Genomic DNA, 24,051 nt, shown 5'->3' with positions numbered 1-24,051 from the left:
ACCCCAATAGTATTTCCAACAGATCGCGGAAAACTGTCGAAGGCGGGGTGGGTCCGGTTGCGGGAGTGTCCGCGGCATGGATGCCGCGGCCAAGCCCCCATGGACGGGTTTACGGCGTCTCCCGCAACCGGACCCACCCCGCCATCCCTCAGGAAGCCAGCTTTTGCTGTTGCTGTTGAAGTTGCCGGCCAGCGGCCGGCACTACCGCGGGTGCAGGGCGCAGCCCTGCAAATAAACCCCTACTCCTGCGGATCGCGGGTGATGTGGATATCCGTCGGGGTCGACAGCGGGATGTTCCGCTCGGCCAGGATCTGCAGCAGGCTGAAGTACAGGTCGCTGCGGGTGGCGTAGACCTGCCGCGGGCTGGCCACGTAAGCGAAGCTGTTGATGGTGATCTGGCCACCGCCAATGCTGTCGATATAGACCGTCGGTGCCGGCTGCTTCAGCACATTGGTGTGCGCGGTGTACGCATCCAGCAGCGCCTGCCGCAGATTGCCGACATCCGTGCTGGGCGGCACCGCGAACTGGATCTGGATGCGGCCCTGGTTGTTGCCCATCGTCATGTTGCGCACGGTCTTGGTGACCAGCTCGGAGTTGGGCACGATCAACGTCGACTTGTCGCCCACCTGGATTTCGGTCGAACGCAGGCTGATGCGGCGGATGTCGCCTTCCTGGTCGCCCAGCTTCACCCAGTCACCGATCTTCACCGGGCGCTCGGCCAGCAGGATCAGGCCTGAGACGAAATTCTGGGTGATCACCTGCAGGCCGAAACCGATACCCACTGACAGCGCGCTGACCAGCAACGCCAGCTTGCTCAGCTGCAGGCCCATCGCCGACAGCGCCCAGATCACCGCGATGATGATGCCCACATAACGGGCAACGGTGCTCACCGAATTACGTGCGCCCAGGTCCAGCTCGGTCTTGGGCAGGTAGGTGTCGGTCAGCCAGCGCTGTACCAGCTGGGTGACGGCCAGGCCAGCCAGCAGCACCAGCACCGCCAGCACGATGCGCACCGGCTCCAGCTTGGTTCCGCCAATGTCGAATCCAGAGGTGAACAGCGAGGAGAAGCGCTCCACCACCGCGCCGATGTTGCCGAACGGTGCCACCAGCGCCAGCAGCGCGATCAGTACGACGATGGTGCGCAGCGCGGCCGACAGCAGCACGCCCGCCTGTTCCAGCCGCGATACGCTCAGGCCGGTGCTGAGCAGGATGGTCTGGCCGACCTTGCTGTCGGCGTTGAGCATCCAGGTGCTCAGGTCATCGACGAACTTGAACAGCAGGGTCGCGGCCAGCACTACGATGCTGCCGCCGATCAGCTGCTGGTTCACGAACTTGGCGAAGTTCAGGTAGCCCAGCAATGTGGCAATGATGGCCGCCACCACCGCGATGTTGCCCGCTACCCGGGCCAGTACCAGCCAGCTGCTGCGACGCACCGGCGTGGCCGCGCCCACGCCATCGGCCTGTGCCTCCAGCTTGGCCTCGGCCTCGGCGGTCTGCCGGCGATGCAGGCGCGCCAGGGTCACCAGCATGGCCATGATCAGGCCGAGGTAAGTCAGGGCAATCAGGCCGTCCAACGCCACCGTGGTGACATCGCTGGTGCGCGTAGCCTGGTCGAGGGCCACCAGCACCGTGCTCAGCCAGGCCAGCGCCGCCGCGCCCCAGGCGTACTTGCGCAGCTTCAGCGCGGCGGTGTCGTCCAGGTTCAACAGCCGCCATGACGGGCGCTTGGGCACCAGCAGGCATGCGCTGAGCGCGGCAATGAAGGCCGCACGGAAGGTGGCGGTCTCCAGGCCGTCGGCCACGACCTGCAGGCGCGGCGCGATGGCATCGATCGCATCCAGCGCCGCCATCAGTACCACCACGGCATAACCAGGCAGCAGCGTGCCCACCAGCAACAGCCACATCGCCAGGCCAGACCGGCGCAGCCGACCCTCCGGCGCGCGCTCGGACGCGGCGAACTGCCGCCCAAGCCTACGCAGCCACAACCGCAGCGGGAACATCATCACCAGCGCGGCCAGCAGGCCCAGCAACGGCGTGCCCCAGCCATGGGTGCGGATGCCCGCGACCAGCGCGTCGCGCCCCTGCCCGGCCAACGGCGCAACGCGCGCGATATCGATCGGCAGGCGCTCGGCCACCTTGCTCCACAACGCAGGCGACAGCGGCGAGGCGACCTTCTGGCCCAGTTCTTCCGTACGTTGTGCGGTGCGCTGCTGTTCGATGTCGGTCGCCAGCTGCTGTGCACGCACGGCACTGGCCTTGGCCTGGGCCACCGACGCGGCCACGCCGTCGCGCTGCTTGGTTATGGCCCGTCGCTGCGCTGCCAGCTCCGGCGGCTCCGTGGTGCCCTCGGCAGGCGTTCCCAGCTGCGCCAGTTGCTCGTTGATGCGATCCAGCTGCGGCTGCAGTGCCTTTTCCAGCGCCTCGGCGTCACGCCGTGCCTGCGAGGCATTCTCGGACAGCATCGCCAGCGTCTCAGTGGCTTCCGCATCGCCACGCTTGCGCTCGACATCCTTCAGCCGCGAATCGATGTCCGCCAGCTGCTGCTTGGGCGTGGGGTCCTGCTCCTGTGCCAGCACCGGCGCGGACAGCAGCAAGGCAGTGCACAGCAGCAGGACCCACCAGGGCCCCCGTGCACGGATCGATCGCAGGAAAGAAGACACGCCAGACATACCGGTTCGCGCGGACCACCGCGCCTGCGCGCGACTATACGGCACAGGCGGTAAACGGCGGATGGGGGAGGTGCAGCAGTATCAGTACTTCAGCCGCAGTTCTTCCACGGTCGGCTGCTGCAGCGCGTACCAGTCCTGGAACTCTTCCTCGGTGATCTCATCGGGCGCATACACCGCCACCGGGTGCCACTCGTGGTCGGTCGGCAGTGGCTGGCGCGGGCCGGCTCGCAGGCTGTAGCTGACGCCCTCGTAGTCAACCAGATCATCGACCTGAGGCCACTGTTCGCGTGCGAACGCGGATTCACTCTTCAACAGGATCACCTGGTACATCGGCACCTCCACCTCGGTTGGATCAGGAAAACACGGCGCTGGCGGCAGGATACCGCCATGCCGGTGACAACAGGCACGTCGCAGCAGCGACGGATCGTTCTGGACACGGCCATCGCCCCGGCTTCACCCGCCCATGGCGAGCCCATCGGCATCGTGGAGGCCCGCCCTTGCCACGATGACCGATGACCGAGCACCCGCCGCTGAAGACCGTCGCCGACCTCAAGCTGCCGCGCTACCTGGGCACCTGGTACGAGATCGCGCGCCTACCGATGCGCCACGAGCCGGAAGGCTGCACCGATGTGTCGGCGCACTACACCCTGCTCGACAACGGCAACGTCGGCGTCACCAACCGCTGCCGCATGGACGGCGAGATCGAAGAGGCTACCGGCGAGGCCTGCGCCGTCGACAACGACAGCGCGCGCCTGGAGGTCAGTTTCCTGCCCAAGGGCCTGCGCTGGCTGCCGTTCGCGAAGGGCGACTACTGGGTGATCCAGGTCGCCCCAGACTACAGCGTCTCGCTGGTCGGCAGCCCGGATCGCAAGTACCTGTGGCTGCTGGCGCGCGAGCCACGCCTGGACGCGACCGTGCAGGACCATTATCTGGCCGCGGCCCGCCTGCAGGGCTTCGATCTGTCCGAACTGATCCAGACCCCGCATACCGGCCACCCCACCGCCTGAGCACGACCACGCATGGACCTGAAAAGTGGCTACCCCTGGTGGGCAGTGCGCAACGGGCTGCTGCAGGCCTTTCCCCCGCTGGAGCAGGATCTGCGCTGCGACGTGCTGGTGGTCGGTGGCGGCATCACCGGTGCGCTGATCGCCGACGAACTGTCCGCCCACGGCCACGAGGTGGCGGTGATCGAGCAGCGCGACATCGGCTGGGGCAGCACGGCGGCCAGCACCGCGCTGCTGCAGTACGAGATCGATACCCATCTGCTGGAACTGGCCGAGCGCTATGGCAGGGATGCCGCCGCCCAGGCCTACCTTGCCTGTGCCGACGCGATCCCGGCACTGGCTGAAGTGGCACGCGGTCTGAAGGAGGTGGATTTCCGGCAGATGGACAGCCTGTACTTGGCCAGCCGGCGGCGCGACGTGCCGCGCCTGATGGCCGAAGGAGCTGCACGCCGTGATATTGGACTGGACGCGCGTTGGCTGGACCGCGAAGCCCTGCGCGAACGCTTCGACGTGGATGCCGGCGGCGCCCTGCTGACCCGCCAGGCCGCCCGGGTCGATCCCTACTGCCTCACCTACGGCCTGCTCAAACGCGTGCGCCGCCGCGGCGGCCACGTGCACGACCGCACCGTGCTGCACACGCTGAAGCCTGGCGCGCAGGGCGTAACTGCGATGACCGAGGCCGGCGCCACGGTCCGTGCCCGCCACGTGGTCCTGGCCATGGGCTACGCCAACCAGCGTTGGCTGGAACAGCGGGTTTCGCGCAACCGCAGCAGCTACGCCTTCATCACCGACCCGATCGATGCAGACACGCTGGGCCGGCTGCAGCGCACGATGGTGTGGGAGAGCGCACGCCCGTACCTGTACCTGCGCGCCACCGGCGACCGCCGCCTGCTGGTGGGGGGGCTGGACGACGCCATCGATATCCCGGCGCGGCGCGACCGGCGCGTGCAGCGCAAGGCCGAAAAGCTGATGGATCAGCTCCTGCACTGGTTCCCGCGGCTGGACCCGGTGCCCGCCTTTTCCTGGGCCGGCACCTTCGCCGAAACCGCCGACGGCCTGCCCTTCTTCGGCCCGCACGCGCAGTGGGGGCCGCGGGTCCATTTCGCCATGGCCTACGGCGGCAACGGCATCACTTATTCGATGATCGGCGCCCAGCTGCTGCGGGCCCGGATCGAGCGGCGCAAGCATGCGCTGGAATCGCTGTTCGGGTTCGAACGGTTGTAGCGTGCAGCCAGGCATGGCCTGGCTCTACCGCAAGCGGGCGCCGACAGGCATCATTCAAGCAACCCCTGCTAGCGTCGGCCTGTACCGCCGCGTGTTGCGCGGCCACCTGTCCGCTGGAGCGCCGTCATGATCCGCCCCCTGACCCTGCTGCTGTGCCTGGCCCTGCCGGGAACCGTTCTGGCCCAGTCCGCCGCCGGCGCCACCGCGCCGCAGGCTGCCGGCCTGGACCTGACGCTGCCGCAGGCGCCGATGCGCTACCTCAACGACCCGGCCCTGCAGCAGGACCCGCCCGGCACCTATTACGGTGACAAGAGCGGCCCGCGCGTGCACGACGACGCCAGGATCGCCGACGTCACCGACGACAAGGTCAAGGTGTCCGGCAGCTTCACCACCGGCATCGGCTATTCGAAGAACGGCGGCAACAGCCACTACAACGCGGCCACGCTGAACCTGAGCAAGAACTACACGACCGATGAGGGCAAGACCCACGGGGTCAACCTCAACATCCATGTGAGCGAGGGCAAGGGCCCGGGCTTCTTCGGCCCGTATGGCGGCTACTACGGCCGTGGCCCGGGCTATTGGGACTACCCGCCGCCGTACGGCTGGTAAGCCAGCTCCTGTAGAGCCGAGCCCATGCTCGGCTACGGTTGGCCGCAAAGCCGAGCATGGGCTCGGCTCTACATGGGCCAACGTCAATCCAGCCAGCCATCGCGCTCGCTGTGCAGGATGCGGCCGTCGTAGCCGCTCAGGCGCACCTCCACCTTCTGGTTGCGGGCATTGCGGGCTTCCAGCGACCAGGTCGCACCATCGCGTTCCAGCGAATGGATCTCGCGCAGGCCATGCGACTGCGCCCGTGCCAGCACCTGTTCGGTGGTCAGCAGCGCGCGGTTGCTGTGCTCATCGAAAATCTCACCGGTCTTCGGGTCCACGTAGACCTCGCTGAAGCGGCCATCGGCGCGGCTCACGTCGGCCTCCCACAGGCCGTCATCGCGTTCGATCTCGTGGATCTGGGTGTAACCGGCCTTGCGCAGGGTCTGTTCGACCTGGGCCATGCCCAGCGGCGCGGCCTGTACAGCCGGTGCGATGGCCAGCAGGGCAACAGTGGCGAGAGTGAGCGACTTCAACATGGGGTTCTCCTGTTCGTGTTCGTGGCCGGACCATCCCGGCAACGCCACGATGCATGCCTCGGTTAACAGCGCCTTAGCCGTGGCTGTTAGCCGGCTGTTAGTCATCCCCGCCACACTCGCGCCTGAACCCCTCTTTCTTTCTGCACCCGCATGCTCGCCACCCTGCCCCTGCTGCTGGCCCTGGCCAACGCCCCGATCGCCGCCGCGCCCGTCCAGGACCCGGCGCAGCAGGTCGCGCGTCGCGCCGTGCAGCAGGGCCGCTACGTGCCGCTGGAAAGCGTGGTGCGCGATGCACTCAAGCGCTACCCCGGCCAGCTGCTGGAAGTGGAGCTGGACGACGGCGTCTACGAAGTGGAGATCCTGCGCGGCGACGGCGTAGTAGTGGAGCTGGACTATGATGCGCGCAGCGGAAAGCTGCTGAAGACGGAGCTCGACGACTGATGCGCATCCTGTTGGCCGAAGACGATGCCGCGCTGGCACAGCGCCTGGTGCCCATGCTGGAACAGGCCGGTTATGTGGTGGCGGTGGTCGCTGACGGCCGCGAGGCCGAAGAAATTGGCCAGATCGAAGATCTGCAGGCCGCCATCGTCGACCTCGGCCTGCCCGGGCTGGATGGCCTGAGCGTGATCGAGCGCTGGCGCAGCAATGGCCGCAGCTTTCCGGTGCTGGTGCTGACCGCACGCGGGCGCTGGCACGACAAGCTGGCCGGCTTCGACGCCGGCGCCGACGACTACCTGACAAAACCTTTCCAGGCCGACGAACTGGTGCTGCGGCTGCGCGCACTGATCCGCCGCAGCCATGGCCACGCCAGCCCGCGCCTGCACTGCGGCCCGCTGCAGCTGGACGTCAACGCCGGCCGCTTCGAGCTGGATGGGCAGGCGCTGGCCCTCAGCCCGCAGGAGTTCCGCCTGCTCAGCTACTTCATCCATCACAGCGGACAGGTGATCGGCCGCGACCGGCTGGGCGAGCAGGTGTTCGACGGTGGCCACGACCCAGACTCCAACGCACTGGACGTACTGCTCGGACGCGTGCGCCGCAAGCTCGGCATCGACCTGATCCAGACCGTGCGCGGCCAGGGCTGGCGGCTGGCCGCGCCGTGAGCCGGCAACCATCGCTGCGACGGCGCCTGCTGCTGGCCGGCGGCGTCGGCCTGCTGCTGGTCTCGCTGCTGGCCAGCGCGCTGCTGGGCGAGCTGTTCAAGCGCAGCGCGCGCGACCGCCTCGACCATGAACTGCAGCAGGACATGCTGACCCTGCTGGCGCAGGCCGAAGTGGATGCGGACGGACAGCTGCGCCTGCGCCAGGAACCCAATGACGCACGCTTCCAGCGCGTGTTCTCCGGTGCCTACTGGCAGATCGCCGGTGCCGATGGCCGCGCGCTGCTGCAGTCGCGCTCGCTGTGGGATGAAACCCTGCCGGCGCCGGTTGCCGGGCCGGCTACCCGCAACCTGCCCGGGCCGCTGCAGCAATCCCTGCGCGCACGCGTGCAGCAGGTGCGCCTGCCACGCGCCAGCGAACCGTTCGTGGCCGTGGTTGCCACTGATCGCAGTGCGCTGGATGCGGATGTCGCCGCGTTCCGCAAGCGCACCGCCATCGCGCTGGGCGTGCTGGTCGCCGCCTGGCTGGCGGTGCTGGCCAGCCAGGTGCACTTCGGCCTGCGCCCACTGCATCGCCTCGGTGTGCAGCTGGAACAGGTACGGCGCGGCGATGCGCAGCGCATCGATACGCAGGGACTGGGCGCGGAGGTCGCACCGCTGGGTGAAGAACTCAACGCGCTGCTGGACCACCAGCAGCGTATGGTCGCGCGTGCGCGCACCAGCGCGCAGGATCTGGCGCACGCGCTGAAAACCCCGCTGAGCGTACTGGCCACCGAAGCCGACGGCGATGGCGCGGACTGGCGGGCCACCGTGCGCGAGCAGAGCGCGCGCATGCAGGCCAGTGTCGAGCGTTACCTGGCTGCAGGACTGGCTGCCGACCATCGCCAGCGCACCGACGTGGCGACCGTCGCACAGGCGATGTGCCGGCTGATGGCACGCGTGCACGACGAACGTGGCATCGCGTTCACGGCGGCAGGCATCGATCCGGCGCTGCAGTTCGCCGGCGCCAGTGCGGATCTGGAGGAGATGCTGGGCAACCTGCTGGACAACGCCGGGCGCTGGGCGCAACAGCAGGTCACTGTCGAAGCGGAAACCAGCGAAGGGCAGCTACGCATCGAAGTGCGCGACGATGGCCCCGGCCTGGCCGCAGACGCGCTGGAACGGGTCACCCAGCGTGGCGTGCGGCTGGATGAGCGCGAAGGCAGCAGTGGATTGGGACTGGCGATCGTGGGCGATATCGCCGCCAGCTATGGCGGGCGCCTGGCGCTGGAAAATGCGCAGCCCGGCCTGCGCGCAACGTTGTGGTTGCCGGTGGGGTGAAGCGACGGTGGGTAGTGCCGGCCGCTGGCCGGCAACCACGTGGTCACCGGGAACGCCCTGCGCAAGCCGGCCAGCGGCCGGCTCTACCGAGCGTCAATCCGACCGGTCGCCGTGCACCCGGTAGGTGTCAACATTGGCCAACCCAACGATGGGTAGTGCCGGCCGCTGGCCGGCAACCACGTGGTCGCCGGGAACGCCCTGCGGAAGCCGGCCAGCGGCCGGCTCTACCGAGCGGCAATCCGGCCGGTCGCCGTGTACCCGGCAGATGTCAACATTGGCCAACCCAACGGTGGGTAGTGCCGGCCGCTGGCCGGCAACCACGTGGTCACCGGGAACGCCCTTCGGAAGCCGGCCAGCGGCCGGCTCTACCGAGCGTCAATCCGACCGGTCACCGTGCACCCGGTAGGCGTCGACATTGGCCAACCTCACGATGGGTAGTGCCGGCCGCTGGCCGGCAACCACGTGGTCACCGGGAACGTCTTGCGCAAGCCGGCCAGCGGCCGGCTCTACCAAGCGCCAATCCGACCTTTCGCCGTGCATCAAGCATCAGCGGTGATGCATCCACCAGCAATCAATCGCGTCCAGCACGATATGGATGATCAGACCGATGCCTACCAACCGCGTTTTCTTCGGCACGCACAGCCCGGCATAGACCGCGATGGCCGGTGCGGTGTGCAGCGGGTGGAACCCGATGCTGCAGCGGTTCGGTGCATAGATCGGATCGGCCAGCAGGTGGTCCAGGTCGATGATCCAACCCAGCAGCATCAACAACCACGCCGAGGCGAAGCGCTTGCGCCAGAACAGCCATGCCAGCAAGGCTGGCACGGCGGCATGCAGGAACAGGTGGAAGATCGCGCGCGCGCTCATCGGCAACGGTGGCACCGGGCGGGCCCGGTGCCGTCCATCACACCAGCGGTTCGTCGGACAGGTAGGTGTAACCGGTCAGGCCGGCTTCCAGCGCCTCCGACAGCTCCTGCGCGCGTTCCGGCGACAGCTGCGCTGCGGCCACGCGCTGCGCATAGGTCGCACGCAGTTCGTCCAGGCGGTAACCCACGTAGTCCAGCATCACGTCGGTGGTATCGCCGCGGCGCTGCTGGGTGATGGCATAGCCATCGGCATCGGCCAGCACTTCCACCGCGTCGGTATCGCCGAACAGATTGTGGATGTCGCCCAGGATTTCCTGGTAGGCGCCGACCATGAAGAAGCCGATGCGGTAGCTCTCGCCCGGCTTCATCTTGTGCAGCGGCAGCGAGCTGTCCAGGCTCTCGTTCTCGACATAGGTTTCCACCATGCCGTCCGAGTCGCAGGTCATGTCGGCGATGATGCCGCGGCGGTCCGGGGTTTCATCCAGGCGCTCGATCGGCACGATCGGGAACACCTGGTCGATCGCCCACACGTCCGGGATCGATTCGAACACGCTGAAGTTGACGAAGTACTTGTCGACCAGGCGCTCGTTCAGTTCGTCCAGCACCGGGCGATGGCTCTTCTCGTCGTAGCTCAGGCGCGCACGCACGCCGTGGGCGATGGCGTAGAACAGGTCGTCGATGCGCGCACGCTGCGGCAGGTCGATCTGGCCCAGCGCGTAGCTGGCCAGGCCTTCGGCATGGAAATGCTGCGCTTCCTGGAACAGCTCCACCGCCGGGCGCACGTCCAGCTCGTCGTGGATCTCGCGCAGGTGGCGGATTGCTGCCGGCTCGTCGTCGTGCTGGTCCGGCACGCGGCCTTCCTGCGCTTCTTCCACTTCCGACACATTGGCGATCAGCACCGCGTGGTGCGCGGTCATCGCGCGGCCGCACTCGGTGACGATGCGCGGCGGGGTCAGGCCGAACTCTTCGCAGGCATTGGCCAGCGGCTGCACGATGTTGCTGGCGTAGGAATGCAGGCCGTAGTTGATCGAGCAGAAGCTGCGCGAACGGGTGCCTTCGTAATCCACGCCCAGGCCACCACCCACGTCGACGTGGGTGATCTTCGCGCCCAGGCGCGACAGCTCCACGAAGTAGCGGGTGGCTTCGCGCATGCCGTTGGCGATGTCGCGCACGTTGGAGATCTGCGAGCCCATGTGGAAGTGCAGCAGGTTCAGGCAGTCGGCGTACTCGGTGTCACGCAGCGACTTCCACAGGTCCAGCAGCTGGCGCGGTGACAGGCCGAACTTGGCCTTGTCGCCACCGCTGTTCTGCCACTTGCCGGCGCCCAGCGAGGCCAGGCGCATGCGCACGCCCAGGCCCGGCTTCACGTCCAGCGCCTTGGACTCTTCCAGCACCAGCTTCAGCTCGGACGGCTTCTCGATGACGATGAAGGTCTGCAGGCCCAGCTTGCGGCCGATCAGGGCCAGGCGGATGTACTCGCGGTCCTTGTAGCCGTTGCAGACGATGAGCCCGCCCGGGCGCGACAGCGCCAGCACGGCCATCAGCTCGGGCTTGCTGCCCGCTTCCAGGCCGAAGCCCTCGCCGTGGTGGCTGGCCAGGGTGCCGGCCACGCCGCGGGTCTGGTTGACCTTGATCGGGTACACGGCGGTATAGCCGCCGCTGTACTCCCAGTCCTGCTGGGCCTGGGCGAAGGCCGCCTGCAGCTTGCCCAGGCGCTGGCCGAGGATGTCCGGGAAGCGCACCAGCAGCGGCAGCTTGGCACCGGCCGCGCGCGCCGCGTCCACCACCTTGGGCAGCGATACCACCGGGCCGTCCGCCCCGGTCGGTCTCACCACCATGTGCCCGGCCTGATCCACGTCGAAGTAACCGTCCGCCCAATGCGGGATCGAGTAGGTCTTGCGGGCTTGGTCGAGGGACCAATCGGTCATTTCAGTCGGCCTTGTTGGCAATAAAAGGGGGGGCATGATAACGCCTATGTGCCCACAGGTTCGTTATCATGCGCGCCCGCGCCCGTGACAGGTTCCAACCTGAACGGGCCGATCCGTCCGGATGTGGCATCTGTGCCACGCGGCCCCGCCCGCCAGCCCGGCTCCACCCCTCCGAACAGGACTGTTTTCCAATGACTGACAGCAACAACTGGTACATCGAACACTTCGAGCGCACCGGCTCGGCCATCGGCTACCGCATCACCGGCAAGCTGGACGAGGTGCAGTCGCCGTTCCAGAAGATCGAGATCTTCCAGACCACCGACTGGGGCAACCTGATGACCATCGACGGGGCCATCATGCTGACCAGCAAGGACAACTTCTTCTACCACGAGATGATCAGCCACCCGGTGCTGTTCACCCACGCCGCGCCCAAGCGCGTGGTGATCATCGGTGGCGGCGACTGCGGCACCCTGCGCGAAGTGCTCAAGCACACCGGCGTGGAGAGCGTGACCCAGTGCGATATCGACGAGCAGGTCACCGTGATGGCGCGCAAGCACTTCCCGGAACTGTGCGATTCCAACGACGACGCCCGCGCCGAGCTGCTGTTCGATGACGGCGTGGCCTACATGGCCAACTGCCCGGCGGGCAGCGTGGACGTGGTGATCGTGGACTCGACCGACCCGGTCGGCCCCGGCGAAGGCCTGTTCAACAAGGCCTTCTACGAGAGCTGCTTCAAGGCCCTGAAGGACGACGGCATCCTGGTGCAGCAGTCCGAGTCGCCGCTGATGCAGCTGGAGCTGATCAACGAAATGCGCACCGAGATGGGCAAGGCTGGCTTCGGCTCGTTCAAGACCCTGCCGTTCCCGCAGCCGTGCTACCCCACCGGCTGGTGGAGCGTGACCATGGCGCGCAAGGGCGACAGCAGCTTCGACTTCCGCCAGGCCGACTCGGCCGCCAAGACCTTCAACACGCTGTACTACACCGCCGCGCTGCACACCGGCGTGCTGGTGACCCCGCCGTTCGTGCAGGCGGCATTGAAGGGTTGATCCAAACAAAAACCCGCGCTGGCGACAGCGCGGGTTTTTTGCTTTCTGTAGAGCCGAGCCATGCTCGGCTGCTGTTCGGACAGGTTGCGATAAATCAAGCCGAGCATAGGCTCGGCTCTACAGTCACAGCGCCCAGATACCCGCAATCACCGCCACCACCAGGCCCCACTTGATCAGCTGGTAGGCGACCACGCTGCGCTCGCGCAGCGCCTTGGCCTTCAGGCGCACCTTGTAGACGCTGCCAAAGGCCTTGTTGACGCCGCCGGTCGGGTCACCCGGCAGATTCGGCGAGGCGCCACCGGCCAGCAGCGTGGCCGCCACCGCGCGGTTGAACAGCCCCGGCAGGCCGAAGCGCAGCGGGCGGGCGATATCGCAGAACAGGATCACGCGGTCCTGCTGCGTCTCGTTGTGCGCATGGTGGATGTAGGTCTCGTCGAACATCATCCACTCGCCGTCGCGCCAGCTCTTCTTGATGCCGTCCACTTCGATGTAGCAGGCATCGTCGTTGGGCGTACTCAGGCCCAGGTGCAGGCGCAGCGAGCCGGCGAACGGGTCGCGGTGCGGGCGGAGCTCACTGCCCGGTGGCAGCTGCGCGAACATCGCCGCACGCACATCCGGGATCGACTCGATCAGCGCCGTGGTCTTCGGGCACAGCGTCTTCGCCGACGGGTGCGACGGGCCGTACCACTTCAGGTAGAAGCGCTTCCAGCCACGGCGGAAGAACGAATTGAAGCCGGCGTCATTGAACGTGCTGGAGGCCGCGATCTTCTGTGCATCGCGCAGCGCCAGCGCCTCGTCGCGGATCATCTGCCAGTTCTGGCGCAGCGGCTCCAGCTGCGGGAACTCCTTGGCCGGGTCCAGGAACGGCGTGGTCGGCACCTTCGAGAACATGTACATGACCACGTTGATCGGGGCCATGAAACTGGAGTGGTCCAGCAGCTGGCGCGACCAGCGCGCGCGGACCTTGCCACGGAAGTGGATGTACAGCACGCAGGCCACGAACAGCGCTGCAATGACGATTTTGATGATCAAAGCACTTTCCTCCAGCCGCGGCCGGAACGGGAAACGGGGCGATGCACGGCCAGGCGGCCAGCACCGGTGGGGAACGCGGCAGGGGACGGGGACGTGCCGGAGGGGGCGGCCGCCGATGTCGCGGATTAACAGCTTATGGTCGGCAGGCCGTGCGCCGGGGTCAAGTTGCCCGTGCGCCGTGTTCATCCGGTTGCGAAGGAGGCGCAGGGCTGGGCGCGCAAGCTGTTGATGCTAAAGGCCAACCGGAATAAGTGAGACAGAATTGTCCGATTCTGCGCGACGAACTGTTCCAGTCACGACCCCGACATTTCTCCGACAAATCGTGGAATAGCGAACTGGCGAGTACTAAAATTAACGAAAACTTAGTAACTCCCTGTAACACCGGTTCGCTTGACGCTTTGCGCCACCCACCGGGTCGTCCGAGACCCCGACATGCATCTTCCTGCCCTGCCATCCTCCTCCTGCGGCGATGACGCCGCCTCCCCGCTGCTGCTCAAGCGCGGCGAGCGTTTCCTGGCCCCGGATGTCTACCGCACCTGCCTGGACGGGCGCGAGGCGGTCATCAAGGACTATTCCCGCTACCGCGGCACCCCCGTTTCGCTGATCGCGCGGCTGATGGTGCGCCGTGAAGCACGCATGCTGCAGCGCCTCGGCGGCTGGAAGCATGCCCCCGCACTGCTCGGCACCCTGGGCGGCCTGGCGCTGGGCATGGAGTTCATCCCGGGCCAGACCCTGAGCACCGCGCAGGCCGTGGGCAATGAAGTGTTCGAGCAGCTGCAGCACGCGCTCAGCCGTTTGCACGCCGCCGGCATCACCCACAACGACCTGCATGGCACCAACGTGGTGGTCAGCGGCGGCGTGCCGGTGCTGCTGGACTTCACCTCCGCCTGGCGCGCCCCGCGCTGGCTGCGCCGCAATCCACTGAGCCGGCAGATGCGCCGCAGCGACATGAAGAACCTGCTGAAGATGCGCCAGCGCGTGACCGGCCAGGCCCCGAGTGCCGCGCAGGCCGCGCTGGTGGCCGACCCGGGCTGGGTCGCCGCCGTGCGCCAGGGCTGGAAGCGGTTCTACAAGTGGGCCAAGCGGCGGTAAGCGCTGTTCGCCCTGCATTGCTTGCGCGACTGCGGTTTGCCCCTGCATTTGCCCCGGGCCACACGCCCGATGTGCTCTGCGATACTCGTCGGCACGCCACTCGCAAGGATGCTGGGGATGCCGACACCTGAACACACCCGCCTGCTGACTGCAGCCGCAAGATCCATACTGCGCCCCTTGGGCTGCGTGCAGAAAGGCCGTTCGCGCACCTGGCTTGACGACCAGGGCTGGTGGGTCGGGGTGGTCGAGTTCCAGCCTTCGGCATGGGACGTGACGCGCACCCGCCGCGCGCTCGGTCTGCCGGAGTGGCGGTCGTCACCCCTCATTCCGCCCGGTTGATCACACCGGGAGGGCACTTCGTCGCACACGGGTATTCGCGCCTCCCGATCCCGGCTAGGGTCATCGCCTTCCACGCACAGGACTGCACCGAACCATGCGCCGCTGGCTCCTTCTCGCCTGGGCTACCCTGCCCTTCTCCGCCGACGCCATTGTCATCCGCAGCGATGTGGATGACAGCGCCTACCGCGTGCCGGCATCCGCGTTCCCGGCCTTGGCCGACCTGCCCGGGGAGGGCCACGGCGTCCTGATCGCGCCGCGCTGGGTGGTGACCGCCGCACACGCCGCGCCCATGGAAGGCATGGACACCGAGGTGCAGATCAACGGTCGCCCGTACCGTGTCGAGCGCGTGTTCGTGCATCCCGGTTACCGGCGCATGCCCGAAGCGCTTGGCCAGGCGGCGCTGGCGTCAGGCAACCCAGGCCCTATCCACGCCTTCCTCGCCGCCTCCGATGACATCGCCCTGATTCAGCTGGCCGCACCGGTCAGCGACGTTGCGCCGGTTCGCCTCTATCGCGGGCAGGCCGAAGCGGGAAAGATCGCTACTCTGGTCGGCAAGGGGGCCACGGGCACCGGCATGACCGGGCTGGCGCCGGGTGGGCCGCACCGCGGCGAACTGCGCCGCGCCGAAAACGCAGTGACAGGTGGCAATAGTCGTTATCTCTGGTATCGATTCGACGGGCCCGACGGTGGCCTGCCACTGGAGGGCGTGCTCGGCAGCGGTGACAGCGGCGGCCCATTGATGATCCACGGCGCTCATGGCTGGGAGCTGATCGGCCTGGGCTCGTGGATCACCGCAGTGCCGGAGCATGCGCTTGAAGCCGGCTACTACGGGCAGGTGGTGCACAACGTGCGCATCTCGCGCTATGCCGACTGGATCGACACCATGATACGCACCGCGCCGTAGAGTCGAGTCTGCTCGACTCAAGCAACCCGCCGGCCAAGCGACAGAGCCGTATAGCCTGGTGGCATTGAATGCCTGACGGGGTAGAGTCGACTGTTAGTCGACTGCTCTTCCCGTCCGTGACCGAAATGCCCGCGCTGCGCGCGATAGTCGACTAACAGTCGACTCTACCCCGTAGCGTTCCCGGGACCAGTCGCGTTCGCGCATCCGGCGATGCACTTACAACGCGTCCGCGTCCAACTCGCCGGTACGAATACGCACCACGCTGCCCAGGTCGTACACGAACACCTTGCCGTCGCCAATCTTGCCGGTGCCGGCGGCCTTCACGATGGCCTCAACCACGGCCTCCACCTGGTCATCGGTCACCGCCACTTCCAGCTTCACCTTCGGCAGGAAATCGACCACATACTCCGCGCCACGGTACAGCTCGGTGTGGCCCTTCTGGCGACCAAAGCCCTTCACTTCCGTCACCGTGATCCCGGTGACCCCACGCTCGGCCAGCGCTTCGCGCACGTCGTCGAGCTTGAACGGCTTGATCACCGCCATGACCATCTTCATCGTCTATCTCCTGTCTTCCGGCGTGGAGGATAGCGCCTGAACGCGGCCCGTGCGAAGCCGCTGCCGCCTGTCCGGGCAGTGGGTGCCAGCAGTATCCTTGTGCCCGAATGGCCTGCCCGCGCCGGATGCACGGGCCCACCCCCACGGAGCACCCCATGATCGACCTGAACCAAATCGATGACCTCGCCCGTCGCCTCAGCGACCTGGTGCCGCCGGGCCTGCGCGAATCGCGCGAGGAACTGCAGGCCACCTTCAAGAGCGCGCTGCAGGCCGGCCTTGCCAAGCTCGACCTGGTCACCCGCGAGGAGTTCGAAGTGCAGCGCGCCGTGCTGCTGAAGACCCGCGAAAAGCTGGATGCGCTGGAAACGGCCGTGCGCGAGCTGGAAGGGCGCGGCGCCGCAGAATGAAAAAAGGAGGCGCACCGCGCCTCCCGTTTACAGATTATTTCCCGGATGGGGCCTTGCAGCAAGGCCCTGCGGGCGCCCTAGACTCGCCGGCCTGTCGATCCGGCAGGACAAGCAGGGGCAGCAGCGATGGCGCAGGACACTGAATGGACACCCGTTTCGCATGACACCTGCGACCAGGTCGCCGGGCCGTTCTATCACGGCACCCGCGCTGACCTCGCGGTGGGCGAACTGCTGAGTGCAGGCTTCCGCTCCAACTATCGCGACAGTGTGGTGATGAACCACATCTACTTCACCACCATTGCCAAGGGCGCCGGGCTGGCTGCGGAGATGGCCCGCGGTGAGGGGCGGCCGCGCGTGTATGTGGTGGAGCCGACCGGGCCGTTTGAAGACGATCCGAATGTGACCAACAAGAAGTTTCCCGGGAACCCGACGCGGTCGTATCGGAGTGCGCAGCCGTTGCGGGTGGTTGGGGAGATTGTGGAGTGGGAGCTCTACGACGCGGAGTTCGTTCGGCAGTTGAAGGCGTTTGTTGCTTCGGGGAGTGGGGAGATCATCAATTGATGGCCTGCTGGCGCTGGGCGTTGCGCACTTCTTCATCGGCTTCATAGATGTCCAGCCCGAGCTCAATGCCGCGCTCACCCAAGGCGAGCAGCGCGCGAGGCGATAGCGAGACACCATCATTGCTGCTGCCCATGAAAAGGCCACAGAACAGATCAGGTCGGAAGCGTGCCAGAGCCTGCCATACGGCGAGATCGCCGGTGAGCTGATCGAGGATCTCGAAGATCTGCGCTTCCAGATCTTCAGGCTCACGACGCTCCGCATCAAGTTGCCAGCTGCCAGTCCTGGCGATACGCACGGTGCCTGATGGGTTGCCTCTGAGTTCCTGGCCCTTGTGATGCGAAGCGGTCGGGGTCGCCCCGAGCAAGGCACTGACTTCTTCGGGCAGGAGGTCGTCCCCGAAGAATCGGAGGGTTACCAGGGAATGATCGAATGCGGCCATTGGAATCCAGTGCGTAGGCATCGTTGATGTCAGATTACGGCCGGAACCGGACGACAGCAGCTTCAGAATAGGCCGAACCGCGGGAATCGGCTTGGGCTCAAACGAAGAGCGGGCCGGTCCCTACTTGAACATGTCCAACAAGTCCTTGTCGTCATGCCGCTGCTCCCACGTGGAGAGAAAGCAAAAGCTGACCCCACTGCGCATGAGAATTAAGTCGCGCCGCGAAGCTGCGTCGGTTTGAACAATCTGTTAGACGGCGATGCCAGCCTGCTATTTATCATCGAATGCCTGAAAGAATTGGACGCTGCCCCATGTGGCAAGTGCAGTGGCAAGAATAGCTAGCGGGACAGATAGCCAGTACACCATGACCGATTGGCTTTCAGGCATCTGAAGAAAGTATGGGAGCGCCCTCATAAGGGTGGCGGCTACCGCAAATAAAGTTGAGATTGCCAACGTGACGAAGAACTGCTTCCTGTGCTTGCGATAGCCACGAACCTGCATGTAAAAAATTACAGATGCACATAGCGCTGCCACGAAAAACTCAATTTTAAAAGCAAAGACCAAAGAGTTCACTGAGCAATCCTTAGCAGTCTAACTACCTAGTAGACGGACCCGTGAGTCCTGCCCTGCGACGTATCCACAAATCACCGTATGCGGGCTTTCTCCTTGATACTGATCGATCTTAGAGCGGCTGGGTCCGGCTAACAAGCACATGCTTCACTGCCGCCCCCCCTCCAAACGGTAGGAACGAGCCCTCCGGCGGAGGCCGCCTGATTGTCGAATGTGGAGATCGGCACCGCTTAGGTCGGAAGCTGGCCCAGTGTCCGCTTTCGGTCAAGAGCGGACTCTCGCAGTGCTTCGAACCGGCCCAAGAATCTGCGTGGCCTAGAACGAAGTTTCGGGCCGAACCCTACTTGAACATCTCCAACAGATCCTTGTCTTCATGCCGCTGCTCCCACGTGGAGAGAAAGCAGAAGCTCGCGCCGCTTTGCATGGCAGCCTTCTGGAACCCCGCCAGTTCCTCCTTCGTAACCGGGTACTCAACCGGATCAAAGTGCAGAATCCCCCACGGCTTGACGAAAGAGAACCCGGGCATGAGTTCCGAGAAGATCGCCTTGAGCAGGGGCCGGATGTTCGAAAAGTCCTTGATAGGACCCGCGCGATTGCCAAGGGCATGACACTGGCGACGGATGGTCCTGTCTCCACCGACCAAGCGCGCAATAAAATGGTCCTGGCGCACTTGGACGTAGATCAGCTGGCGGCGAAAAATTCTCATCTTGCTCTCAACTCCGCACGCTCTATCATCGCCCAAGTGCAACATACCCTTCCATCAATGCGCCGGCTCCGCCTTCAGCGCGCTTGAATCCCTTCGCAGCAGATACAGCGCAACCAAGAATGGCCACAGCGAGTTGATCGACGAGAACACGCGCTGGGTCAGCCCCCCATAGCCCTCCGGATCCGCCCCCACCACGTTCAACCAGAGATAGACGATGCTCGCGATGCTCACCACAGCGGTCACGGCGTGCGCCCTTCGGTTGGCAGACCACGCGCTCAGTTCGATGTGCGACATCGCCGGTGCAATGATATTTGCGATACCGATGGTGTAGAAGCCGTGCATCGGATGGCCCATGGGCCAGAGCCCGTTGGTCAGCATGGAAATGCCAAAGACCAACCAGCAGATTGCACCTACTGCAATCCGGCGACCGGACTCCCGCCATACCCCGATGGCAAATGCCACGAAGCCCATACCGGAGCCGATAGCCGCAATCCTGCCGCAGATGCTTGCAAGCGTTGGCGCCTGCAACAGCTCGCTGGCGTGCTGGGCAAGCGGGTTGTAACCCGGCGCGAACACGGCGGCAACGCTGGTCCAGAACAGGAACCACGGAAGCGGGAGCAGACCCGCAGACAGAAGAAGTCGATTGCGGCGTAACACGTACAGTGATCCTTGTAGCGGCCTGCGCCAGTGGGTGAAATCCGTTCAAACGCTACAAGACCGTCCTGCTGCGGGCAGGGCAGCCCCGCGTGACTACAGCGGTAGTCAGATTGCGCGCGGCACTCGGTAGGTTCAATAGGCAGGAAGTCATTTAAACCCCCTAGCAGGTATCGCAGCGGTTCGGCTGCATGAGCGATCACACATGTCCGATGGGCGAGTGCTGTCGCATTTGCCGCGCCTTGCATCTCTGGCGGAAGGTTCTGACGACTCCGTTCCAGAAGTTCCGTTCCGCCTTGCACGCCAAGGCTCTCGCCGCTTTCCTCGCTATGCGACAATGCCAAAAGCGTCTCGGGTTTTGGCGGCATTGACCCCACTTCCTTGGCATTCCGAACAACAGCAGGTAATCGTTACTGCGCCACCGTGCATCGGTGGTCGGGACTCGAAAGCCCGTTTTGTTGGGAAGTAGTTTGCGCTTGCCAGCCGGCACCACCGCGCGTGGTGCCGGCTGGCAATCCGTCTGCCGGCTATGGCGGGCGGGGCGTGGGGGTCTTGTACCCGCCGGTTCCCAACATCCGGTTTTCGAGCCACGCTCTGCCCGCCACCTTTATCGGTGGCGGCTTCTGCCTGCATGCACGGAGCCCGCCATGTCTACACCGCACTCCCCGCCCCCGCCGCCCATCCAGCAAGTGCCCTCGGCCGCGCCAGCCTTGGATCCCAACAGCCTCATCGCCATCCTGCACGCCATCGGCGCGGGCGCTGCGGCCGACGGCCAGCCCTGGCCCGAGCGGCACCATCTACGCAGCCGGCAGATGCAGTTGTCCGACGCCGACTGCGCCCTCACCGGCCAGCGCGTCGTGCAGGAGATCCTGCTGGCGGCCGAGCGCACGCGCCAGAACGGCGAGCCGGAGCAGTACGTCGGCGATCGGGTAATGGAGGGGCTGGTGATGGCCGATCTGGCGCTGACCGCCTTCATCCACGAGCGGATGCGACCCAAGGACTGAGCGCGCTTATGGCGCGGACCTTTTTGCCTGTGTGCGGGGTGACGAATGAAGATGCACGGCCTTGCCGCTGCGGCGGTGTGCATCGCGGTGATCGGCGCGATGTGGATGGAGTGGCCCGAGCCAGCGGGCGATCAGGTGTGGGCCTACCAGAAGCTGCAGCCGGCCGATTACCGCCTGCTGCACAGTGATGCACTCGGCTTCGTGACCGCGAAGGCCCACGAGGGCTTTGAACTGCACGCGCGCCATGCCAGCGCAACGTCCTTCGAGATCCGCTGCAAGGGCGTGCTGGTGATGGACGTGGAGAATGCGCCCTCGCGCGTGCTGATCCGCATGCCTGCCGATGCACGCTGGCGGGCGCCGGATATCGAACGGCTGCGTGTCAGCTTCGAGCGTTGGCTGGATCTGCACCAGAGCCAGGGGCGATTGCTGGTGGAGAGTGCGGGGCCATCGTGGGTTGAGGCGCGGTTTGGGCGCTTCAATGGGTTGGTGCTGGATGAGCAGCGGTGTCTGCTTGGGGCGCCAGCCCACCGCCAGGCCGCTCCCACCAATTACCTCAGCGCTGAAGTGCCCTCGTAGGCTGACGCTCACGGTTGCGCTGTGCCTGCACCGCATGCGGCACAGCAACTGGTCAGGGGCCAAACCCCAGCGCCATCGCAACCACTTTCCCATCCCGAACGTAGAAGCAAATGCTCGATCCACCCTCCGAGAACCCACAGGTGCGCTCGACATCGAAGCCCCCCAGCGTTGCCTGCTCTGTCTTCCCCTGGCCATATCTGCGTGCTGTGCCGATGGCCTCGGACGCCGGATCACCCATCGCAACGCCTTTCAGCTTCACGCCGCGCAGGCTCTCGGTTCTACCTGCAGTGGGTTGCGCCGCGCTGATCGATGAAACGCGGATCTCATCAATGGTTCGGAACTGCGGAGCCACGTCAGGGTTGGAGGTGATCAGCACCTCCAATCGGGTAGTGGGATCCAGGTATCTACGCCGCATCAGTCCTGTGGCGTCCACGACCAGCTCGCCATCACCATAGCGGCGCAGGAAATCCCTCTCGCTGTAGACATGCGGGATGAAACTTCCATCGCGGAAGGCTTTCGATACAAAGTCCACGCGTGGATTCCCTGCGGGGAAGCCTGCTGCTGCAGGCAACATACCCAGCGCAATCAAGATGAGTCTGCGTGTCTTCATGACAACTTCGTCCATCCATCTGAAAGAATGATCACAGAGCATTCTTGACTCATGTGCGGATAGCCCACTCGTTCCAGAGGCGTATCACCATTCCGGATAATAGCGGTCCTTGTACTCGTCTTGAATCAGTCCTTGGTTCACATAGCGCCCCTGACTGGTCCTCAGCACGTCCCGCGCGAACCTCAAGGCGCCGTCAACCGAATCAAACGTCCACTCGGTACCAAAGGGATGATCCGGATCCACCGCCTCGAACTCGTACACATCGATGAAGCCAGGCGCTCCATTGTCAAATACTTCGCAAAGACGAACCCTCCAGGCGTTCAGATTGGCCTGCTCAATGGAGACAAAGCGAATCACACGCTGATCCAACTCATATCGATCGGGGAGCAGCTGCTCGACATCGCGGCCCGCCGAAAGATTGCCTGTTACATCCAGATCACAAAGATAGCGCTGCAATGGATCCCTCATTCCGTTGAGAAAATTGACCAGCAAGTGAGCATCGGTGACTTCCGGAGCGACTAGGACGCCTCGCCCGAGGCATAGTGCCATGCACCCGACGATTGGCCGTTGTAACGGCTATCGATGTCCTCCAGCCATACCTTCAGATCCATCAGAAACCTTGCATGGTCGAAGTCCTTGAACTTCACCCTGCCCAGTTGCTCCGCCAACTGCTCAAGCAATTCGCGGGAGACATACCGCATTTTCTCCTTCATCGAGAGCGGAACGATGGTCGGCAGGTCAAGCATCACATCGGTATAGAACTCCGCCTTCTTTCGTCGAAACTGCACTCTTCGCTTGAAATCCAGCTCGGGATCTCGACACACGAAAAGCAATGCCACAGAAGCCACTTCGTTCCCGTAGCTCCTGGACTCGAATGTGGCGGAGCGCTCTACGTAATGACTTTTTATCCTGCCAACATGCGACTCCCAGTCGCAGTCCGCCACGAAGTTCAGTTTCATCAGTCCCACGCTCCATGTCAGTGCTGCGCGCGCATCCCGCACCTATTCGAGCAGGTCGTGTAGATCGATGCCAGACGGATTCACCAGGCGCTTCTCGCGACCCACATGGTGAAGCTCGAAGGTGCCTTTCTCTGAATCGATGACACGGGTGCCATCAAGCACCGCCAGAAACCCGAAGACCGCCGAACGGGCAGCTTCACCGGCAACGGCTCGCAACATGTCGGCTTCTACAGCGGACAAGCTGTTGAACCATTCGGACCGTGCCAACAGGTCTGGGGCCACCCGACGGCCCGGTGGATACGCCAGGTTCGAGATCGTACTACCCACGGATGATTCAAGCACATAGCGCTGGATAGCGGATACAAATTCGTCAGCTTTCATGCCACTCCCCCGGCTTCGAAAATGAGCCAGAACACATTCGCCTGTCCGGACCTACTGCCTCTTGTCCCCGCTCAGCCCGCCTCTCGCAGGCAGTGCGGCACAGCATGAACTCAATCCCGTCCAGACGAGTTCAGATCAAGCGGAATACCCTCCGCAACACAGATTTTCCGCAACGCGGCCTCCAGCTTGCTGCCGTTTTCCAACGTTTTCAGTGTCACTGCAATCCCACCAGTGGTCCCAAGCTTCCTCTGTGCACTTTCGGAGAGAGACAGCTCAAGCTCCATGCGCCGCAGAGAGATATGCACCAGACCGCCATAGCAAGGCTCAAGACCTCCACCGACCTCGATATGGGCGTGCGCCATGCCCAACTCTTCGTCCTGGTCGTCATACGCCTTCGCGTTCTGCAATACCACGTAACGAGACGGATTCGTCGAGCTGTCGGCCAAGCCAACTACGATGCAGTAGTCATCTTCCTCTATGGAAACGACTTCGGCCTTGAATCTGTACATTTCCCGGGTACTCCTGACATGTGGAAAACTCAATGTCTACTCCGCCGCTGTCCTGGTGCCGCTCTCAGCACGCAGGGTCGCATCGTTGTCACCCTTCCAGCCCACCTGGGTACCACTCGCCCCACCTGCGAGCCCATCCGTACTTTTGTCTGTTCGCCCGCCGCTCGATCATCAAGGGCGGCGCCAACGTCAGGGGCGGTCTGTACTGACGGAAACCGAGCCGTCTTCCAGCAGGTGGACGCTTACATATGCGTCTGGCGGAGGTATCCGATCGATCGACGCCCCTGCGGGGAGAATTTCCCAACTTGTGATCGGGCCGCAGACTGTCCTATGCACCAAACGGCTGCTATCCAACCCTCGCTTGGCAAGCTCGGCCACAACTACTTCAGGCGGCTGGCGGTCGAAGCCCTTGTAGGCTGTGCACGTCTCTCCCGTCTGGCCAATGGGATACGTTGAACTCTCCACCTCATCCC

General features: G+C 64.9%; 29 protein-coding genes. 13 read left to right on the top strand and 16 right to left on the bottom strand.

Annotation, left to right across the window (positions count from 1 at the left end):
• Positions 1-239: 239 nt before the first annotated feature.
• Together KXV01_RS04810 and KXV01_RS04805 are read right to left on the bottom strand one after the other, a co-directional pair.
• Positions 240-2,669, bottom strand: a complete 2,430-nt coding sequence (locus KXV01_RS04810; protein ID WP_099485926.1) for a DUF3772 domain-containing protein — start codon at positions 2,667-2,669, stop codon at positions 240-242.
• An 81-nt stretch (positions 2,670-2,750) separates the two neighbouring features.
• Positions 2,751-2,999, bottom strand: coding sequence for a hypothetical protein (locus KXV01_RS04805; RefSeq protein WP_005419952.1), 249 nt, complete (start codon positions 2,997-2,999; stop codon positions 2,751-2,753).
• A 182-nt stretch (positions 3,000-3,181) separates the two neighbouring features.
• On the opposite strand from KXV01_RS04805, the gene KXV01_RS04800 reads away from it, so the two are divergent.
• From KXV01_RS04800 to KXV01_RS04790, 3 genes are all read left to right on the top strand, one after another.
• Entirely contained in the window at positions 3,182-3,676 is a 495-nt protein-coding gene (locus tag KXV01_RS04800; protein ID WP_005419954.1) for a lipocalin family protein, read from the top strand.
• 12 nt (positions 3,677-3,688) lie between these two features.
• Positions 3,689-4,897, top strand: coding sequence for an FAD-dependent oxidoreductase (locus KXV01_RS04795; protein ID WP_049440489.1), 1,209 nt, complete (start codon positions 3,689-3,691; stop codon positions 4,895-4,897).
• A 126-nt stretch (positions 4,898-5,023) separates the two neighbouring features.
• Complete coding sequence (locus KXV01_RS04790) at positions 5,024-5,506, top strand: hypothetical protein (RefSeq protein WP_049415125.1); 483 nt, start codon at positions 5,024-5,026, stop codon at positions 5,504-5,506.
• A gap of 83 nt (positions 5,507-5,589) precedes the next feature.
• On the opposite strand, the gene KXV01_RS04785 is transcribed toward KXV01_RS04790, so the two are convergent.
• Positions 5,590-6,024: a PepSY domain-containing protein gene (locus KXV01_RS04785; RefSeq protein ID WP_099495324.1), complete on the bottom strand. Its 435-nt coding sequence runs from the start codon at positions 6,022-6,024 to the stop codon at positions 5,590-5,592.
• A gap of 150 nt (positions 6,025-6,174) precedes the next feature.
• Between KXV01_RS04785 and KXV01_RS04780 the strand changes: the two genes are divergently transcribed.
• The 3 genes from KXV01_RS04780 to KXV01_RS04770 are packed head-to-tail and all read left to right on the top strand — an operon-like array spanning position 6,175 to position 8,440.
• Positions 6,175-6,465, top strand: a complete 291-nt coding sequence (locus tag KXV01_RS04780) for a PepSY domain-containing protein (RefSeq protein WP_014038778.1) — start codon at positions 6,175-6,177, stop codon at positions 6,463-6,465.
• A complete protein-coding gene (locus tag KXV01_RS04775) occupies positions 6,465-7,124 on the top strand; it encodes a response regulator transcription factor (RefSeq protein ID WP_263467543.1) in 660 nt (219 codons plus the stop codon). Before KXV01_RS04780 ends, KXV01_RS04775 begins: the two co-directional genes overlap by 1 nt.
• Positions 7,121-8,440 (top strand): HAMP domain-containing sensor histidine kinase, encoded by a 1,320-nt coding sequence (locus KXV01_RS04770; protein WP_099495326.1) that lies wholly within the window; start codon positions 7,121-7,123, stop codon positions 8,438-8,440. The genes KXV01_RS04775 and KXV01_RS04770 overlap by 4 nt, the downstream gene beginning before the upstream one ends.
• Before the next feature lie 546 nt (positions 8,441-8,986).
• Here KXV01_RS04770 and KXV01_RS04765 read toward each other — a convergent pair.
• Together KXV01_RS04765 and speA are read right to left on the bottom strand one after the other, a co-directional pair.
• Positions 8,987-9,307 carry a DUF6122 family protein gene (locus KXV01_RS04765; protein WP_049417052.1) on the bottom strand — a complete coding sequence of 107 codons (321 nt, stop codon included), beginning with the start codon at positions 9,305-9,307 and terminating at the stop codon, positions 8,987-8,989.
• Between the two features lie 37 nt (positions 9,308-9,344).
• The gene (gene speA / locus KXV01_RS04760) at positions 9,345-11,234 is read right to left on the bottom strand and encodes an arginine decarboxylase (RefSeq protein ID WP_049417051.1); all 1,890 of its coding nucleotides are present in this window, start codon (positions 11,232-11,234) and stop codon (positions 9,345-9,347) included.
• Between the two features lie 191 nt (positions 11,235-11,425).
• On the opposite strand from speA, the gene speE reads away from it, so the two are divergent.
• Positions 11,426-12,280 (top strand): polyamine aminopropyltransferase, encoded by an 855-nt coding sequence (gene speE / locus KXV01_RS04755; RefSeq protein WP_010482074.1) that lies wholly within the window; start codon positions 11,426-11,428, stop codon positions 12,278-12,280.
• A gap of 123 nt (positions 12,281-12,403) precedes the next feature.
• Here the strand turns inward: speE and KXV01_RS04750 are convergent, their stop codons facing one another.
• Positions 12,404-13,309 (bottom strand): aspartyl/asparaginyl beta-hydroxylase domain-containing protein, encoded by a 906-nt coding sequence (locus tag KXV01_RS04750; protein ID WP_053504875.1) that lies wholly within the window; start codon positions 13,307-13,309, stop codon positions 12,404-12,406.
• Between the two features lie 435 nt (positions 13,310-13,744).
• Between KXV01_RS04750 and KXV01_RS04745 the strand changes: the two genes are divergently transcribed.
• On the top strand, positions 13,745-14,404 hold the full coding sequence (locus tag KXV01_RS04745; protein ID WP_049417050.1) for an RIO1 family regulatory kinase/ATPase: 660 nt from the start codon (positions 13,745-13,747) through the stop codon (positions 14,402-14,404).
• 433 nt (positions 14,405-14,837) lie between these two features.
• Complete coding sequence (locus KXV01_RS04740) at positions 14,838-15,647, top strand: trypsin-like serine protease (protein ID WP_049417049.1); 810 nt, start codon at positions 14,838-14,840, stop codon at positions 15,645-15,647.
• 216 nt (positions 15,648-15,863) lie between these two features.
• On the opposite strand, the gene KXV01_RS04735 is transcribed toward KXV01_RS04740, so the two are convergent.
• Positions 15,864-16,202 carry a P-II family nitrogen regulator gene (locus KXV01_RS04735; protein WP_005411374.1) on the bottom strand — a complete coding sequence of 113 codons (339 nt, stop codon included), beginning with the start codon at positions 16,200-16,202 and terminating at the stop codon, positions 15,864-15,866.
• Between the two features lie 155 nt (positions 16,203-16,357).
• On the opposite strand from KXV01_RS04735, the gene KXV01_RS04730 reads away from it, so the two are divergent.
• Positions 16,358-16,609 (top strand): accessory factor UbiK family protein, encoded by a 252-nt coding sequence (locus tag KXV01_RS04730; RefSeq protein ID WP_005411375.1) that lies wholly within the window; start codon positions 16,358-16,360, stop codon positions 16,607-16,609.
• 126 nt (positions 16,610-16,735) lie between these two features.
• Positions 16,736-17,170 (top strand): NAD(+)--rifampin ADP-ribosyltransferase, encoded by a 435-nt coding sequence (arr, locus tag KXV01_RS04725; protein ID WP_065178851.1) that lies wholly within the window; start codon positions 16,736-16,738, stop codon positions 17,168-17,170.
• On the opposite strand, the gene KXV01_RS04720 is transcribed toward arr, so the two are convergent.
• From KXV01_RS04720 to KXV01_RS04705, 4 genes are all read right to left on the bottom strand, one after another.
• On the bottom strand, positions 17,163-17,609 hold the full coding sequence (locus KXV01_RS04720; protein WP_263467542.1) for a DUF4279 domain-containing protein: 447 nt from the start codon (positions 17,607-17,609) through the stop codon (positions 17,163-17,165). The two genes, arr and KXV01_RS04720, sit on opposite strands and share 8 nt — an antisense overlap.
• A 270-nt stretch (positions 17,610-17,879) precedes the next feature.
• Positions 17,880-18,182 (bottom strand): hypothetical protein, encoded by a 303-nt coding sequence (locus KXV01_RS04715; RefSeq protein WP_049417046.1) that lies wholly within the window; start codon positions 18,180-18,182, stop codon positions 17,880-17,882.
• Positions 18,183-18,519: 337 nt separating this feature from the next.
• Complete coding sequence (locus KXV01_RS04710; protein WP_049417059.1) at positions 18,520-18,885, bottom strand: hypothetical protein; 366 nt, start codon at positions 18,883-18,885, stop codon at positions 18,520-18,522.
• A gap of 54 nt (positions 18,886-18,939) precedes the next feature.
• Positions 18,940-19,542 carry a DUF998 domain-containing protein gene (locus KXV01_RS04705; protein WP_099485323.1) on the bottom strand — a complete coding sequence of 201 codons (603 nt, stop codon included), beginning with the start codon at positions 19,540-19,542 and terminating at the stop codon, positions 18,940-18,942.
• A gap of 644 nt (positions 19,543-20,186) precedes the next feature.
• Between KXV01_RS04705 and KXV01_RS04700 the strand changes: the two genes are divergently transcribed.
• Entirely contained in the window at positions 20,187-20,543 is a 357-nt protein-coding gene (locus KXV01_RS04700) for a hypothetical protein (RefSeq protein ID WP_049417044.1), read from the top strand.
• A 45-nt stretch (positions 20,544-20,588) separates the two neighbouring features.
• Positions 20,589-21,119 (top strand): cold-shock protein, encoded by a 531-nt coding sequence (locus tag KXV01_RS04695; protein WP_134709217.1) that lies wholly within the window; start codon positions 20,589-20,591, stop codon positions 21,117-21,119.
• Positions 21,120-21,171: 52 nt separating this feature from the next.
• On the opposite strand, the gene KXV01_RS04690 is transcribed toward KXV01_RS04695, so the two are convergent.
• From KXV01_RS04690 to KXV01_RS04670, 5 genes are all read right to left on the bottom strand, one after another.
• Positions 21,172-21,729, bottom strand: a complete 558-nt coding sequence (locus KXV01_RS04690; protein ID WP_134709218.1) for a hypothetical protein — start codon at positions 21,727-21,729, stop codon at positions 21,172-21,174.
• A gap of 84 nt (positions 21,730-21,813) precedes the next feature.
• Positions 21,814-22,221, bottom strand: a complete 408-nt coding sequence (locus KXV01_RS04685) for a hypothetical protein (protein ID WP_134709219.1) — start codon at positions 22,219-22,221, stop codon at positions 21,814-21,816.
• Positions 22,222-22,247: 26 nt separating this feature from the next.
• Positions 22,248-22,688: a hypothetical protein gene (locus KXV01_RS04680; RefSeq protein ID WP_049441965.1), complete on the bottom strand. Its 441-nt coding sequence runs from the start codon at positions 22,686-22,688 to the stop codon at positions 22,248-22,250.
• Positions 22,689-22,730: 42 nt separating this feature from the next.
• Positions 22,731-23,069, bottom strand: coding sequence for a hypothetical protein (locus KXV01_RS04675; RefSeq protein ID WP_134709220.1), 339 nt, complete (start codon positions 23,067-23,069; stop codon positions 22,731-22,733).
• 110 nt (positions 23,070-23,179) lie between these two features.
• Positions 23,180-23,578, bottom strand: coding sequence for an Imm10 family immunity protein (locus KXV01_RS04670; protein WP_134709221.1), 399 nt, complete (start codon positions 23,576-23,578; stop codon positions 23,180-23,182).
• Between the last annotated feature and the right edge of the window lie 473 nt (positions 23,579-24,051).

Source organism: Stenotrophomonas sp. Ps181 (assembly GCF_025697425.1).
GTDB lineage: Bacteria > Pseudomonadota > Gammaproteobacteria > Xanthomonadales > Xanthomonadaceae > Stenotrophomonas > Stenotrophomonas sepilia.
Note: the sequence above shows the minus strand (reverse complement) of the source record. Positions and strands in the feature narration are given on the sequence as shown.

What these genes read in the sequence shown, in the direction of transcription:
- KXV01_RS04810 (WP_099485926.1), bottom strand. Translation starts at nt 2,669, where the DNA reads ATGTCTGGCGTGTCTTCTTTCCTGCGATCGATCCGTGCACGGGGGCCC.
- KXV01_RS04805 (WP_005419952.1), bottom strand. Translation starts at nt 2,999, where the DNA reads ATGTACCAGGTGATCCTGTTGAAGAGTGAATCCGCGTTCGCACGCGAA.
- KXV01_RS04800 (WP_005419954.1), top strand. Translation starts at nt 3,182, where the DNA reads ATGACCGAGCACCCGCCGCTGAAGACCGTCGCCGACCTCAAGCTGCCG.
- KXV01_RS04795 (WP_049440489.1), top strand. Translation starts at nt 3,689, where the DNA reads ATGGACCTGAAAAGTGGCTACCCCTGGTGGGCAGTGCGCAACGGGCTG.
- KXV01_RS04790 (WP_049415125.1), top strand. Translation starts at nt 5,024, where the DNA reads ATGATCCGCCCCCTGACCCTGCTGCTGTGCCTGGCCCTGCCGGGAACC.
- KXV01_RS04785 (WP_099495324.1), bottom strand. Translation starts at nt 6,024, where the DNA reads ATGTTGAAGTCGCTCACTCTCGCCACTGTTGCCCTGCTGGCCATCGCA.
- KXV01_RS04780 (WP_014038778.1), top strand. Translation starts at nt 6,175, where the DNA reads ATGCTCGCCACCCTGCCCCTGCTGCTGGCCCTGGCCAACGCCCCGATC.
- KXV01_RS04775 (WP_263467543.1), top strand. Translation starts at nt 6,465, where the DNA reads ATGCGCATCCTGTTGGCCGAAGACGATGCCGCGCTGGCACAGCGCCTG.
- KXV01_RS04765 (WP_049417052.1), bottom strand. Translation starts at nt 9,307, where the DNA reads ATGAGCGCGCGCGCGATCTTCCACCTGTTCCTGCATGCCGCCGTGCCA.
- speA (WP_049417051.1), bottom strand. Translation starts at nt 11,234, where the DNA reads ATGACCGATTGGTCCCTCGACCAAGCCCGCAAGACCTACTCGATCCCG.
- speE (WP_010482074.1), top strand. Translation starts at nt 11,426, where the DNA reads ATGACTGACAGCAACAACTGGTACATCGAACACTTCGAGCGCACCGGC.
- KXV01_RS04745 (WP_049417050.1), top strand. Translation starts at nt 13,745, where the DNA reads ATGCATCTTCCTGCCCTGCCATCCTCCTCCTGCGGCGATGACGCCGCC.
- KXV01_RS04740 (WP_049417049.1), top strand. Translation starts at nt 14,838, where the DNA reads ATGCGCCGCTGGCTCCTTCTCGCCTGGGCTACCCTGCCCTTCTCCGCC.
- KXV01_RS04735 (WP_005411374.1), bottom strand. Translation starts at nt 16,202, where the DNA reads ATGAAGATGGTCATGGCGGTGATCAAGCCGTTCAAGCTCGACGACGTG.
- KXV01_RS04730 (WP_005411375.1), top strand. Translation starts at nt 16,358, where the DNA reads ATGATCGACCTGAACCAAATCGATGACCTCGCCCGTCGCCTCAGCGAC.
- arr (WP_065178851.1), top strand. Translation starts at nt 16,736, where the DNA reads ATGGCGCAGGACACTGAATGGACACCCGTTTCGCATGACACCTGCGAC.
- KXV01_RS04720 (WP_263467542.1), bottom strand. Translation starts at nt 17,609, where the DNA reads ATGGCCGCATTCGATCATTCCCTGGTAACCCTCCGATTCTTCGGGGAC.
- KXV01_RS04710 (WP_049417059.1), bottom strand. Translation starts at nt 18,885, where the DNA reads ATGAGAATTTTTCGCCGCCAGCTGATCTACGTCCAAGTGCGCCAGGAC.
- KXV01_RS04700 (WP_049417044.1), top strand. Translation starts at nt 20,187, where the DNA reads ATGTCTACACCGCACTCCCCGCCCCCGCCGCCCATCCAGCAAGTGCCC.
- KXV01_RS04695 (WP_134709217.1), top strand. Translation starts at nt 20,589, where the DNA reads ATGAAGATGCACGGCCTTGCCGCTGCGGCGGTGTGCATCGCGGTGATC.
- KXV01_RS04690 (WP_134709218.1), bottom strand. Translation starts at nt 21,729, where the DNA reads ATGAAGACACGCAGACTCATCTTGATTGCGCTGGGTATGTTGCCTGCA.
- KXV01_RS04680 (WP_049441965.1), bottom strand. Translation starts at nt 22,688, where the DNA reads ATGAAACTGAACTTCGTGGCGGACTGCGACTGGGAGTCGCATGTTGGC.
- KXV01_RS04675 (WP_134709220.1), bottom strand. Translation starts at nt 23,069, where the DNA reads ATGAAAGCTGACGAATTTGTATCCGCTATCCAGCGCTATGTGCTTGAA.
- KXV01_RS04670 (WP_134709221.1), bottom strand. Translation starts at nt 23,578, where the DNA reads ATGTACAGATTCAAGGCCGAAGTCGTTTCCATAGAGGAAGATGACTAC.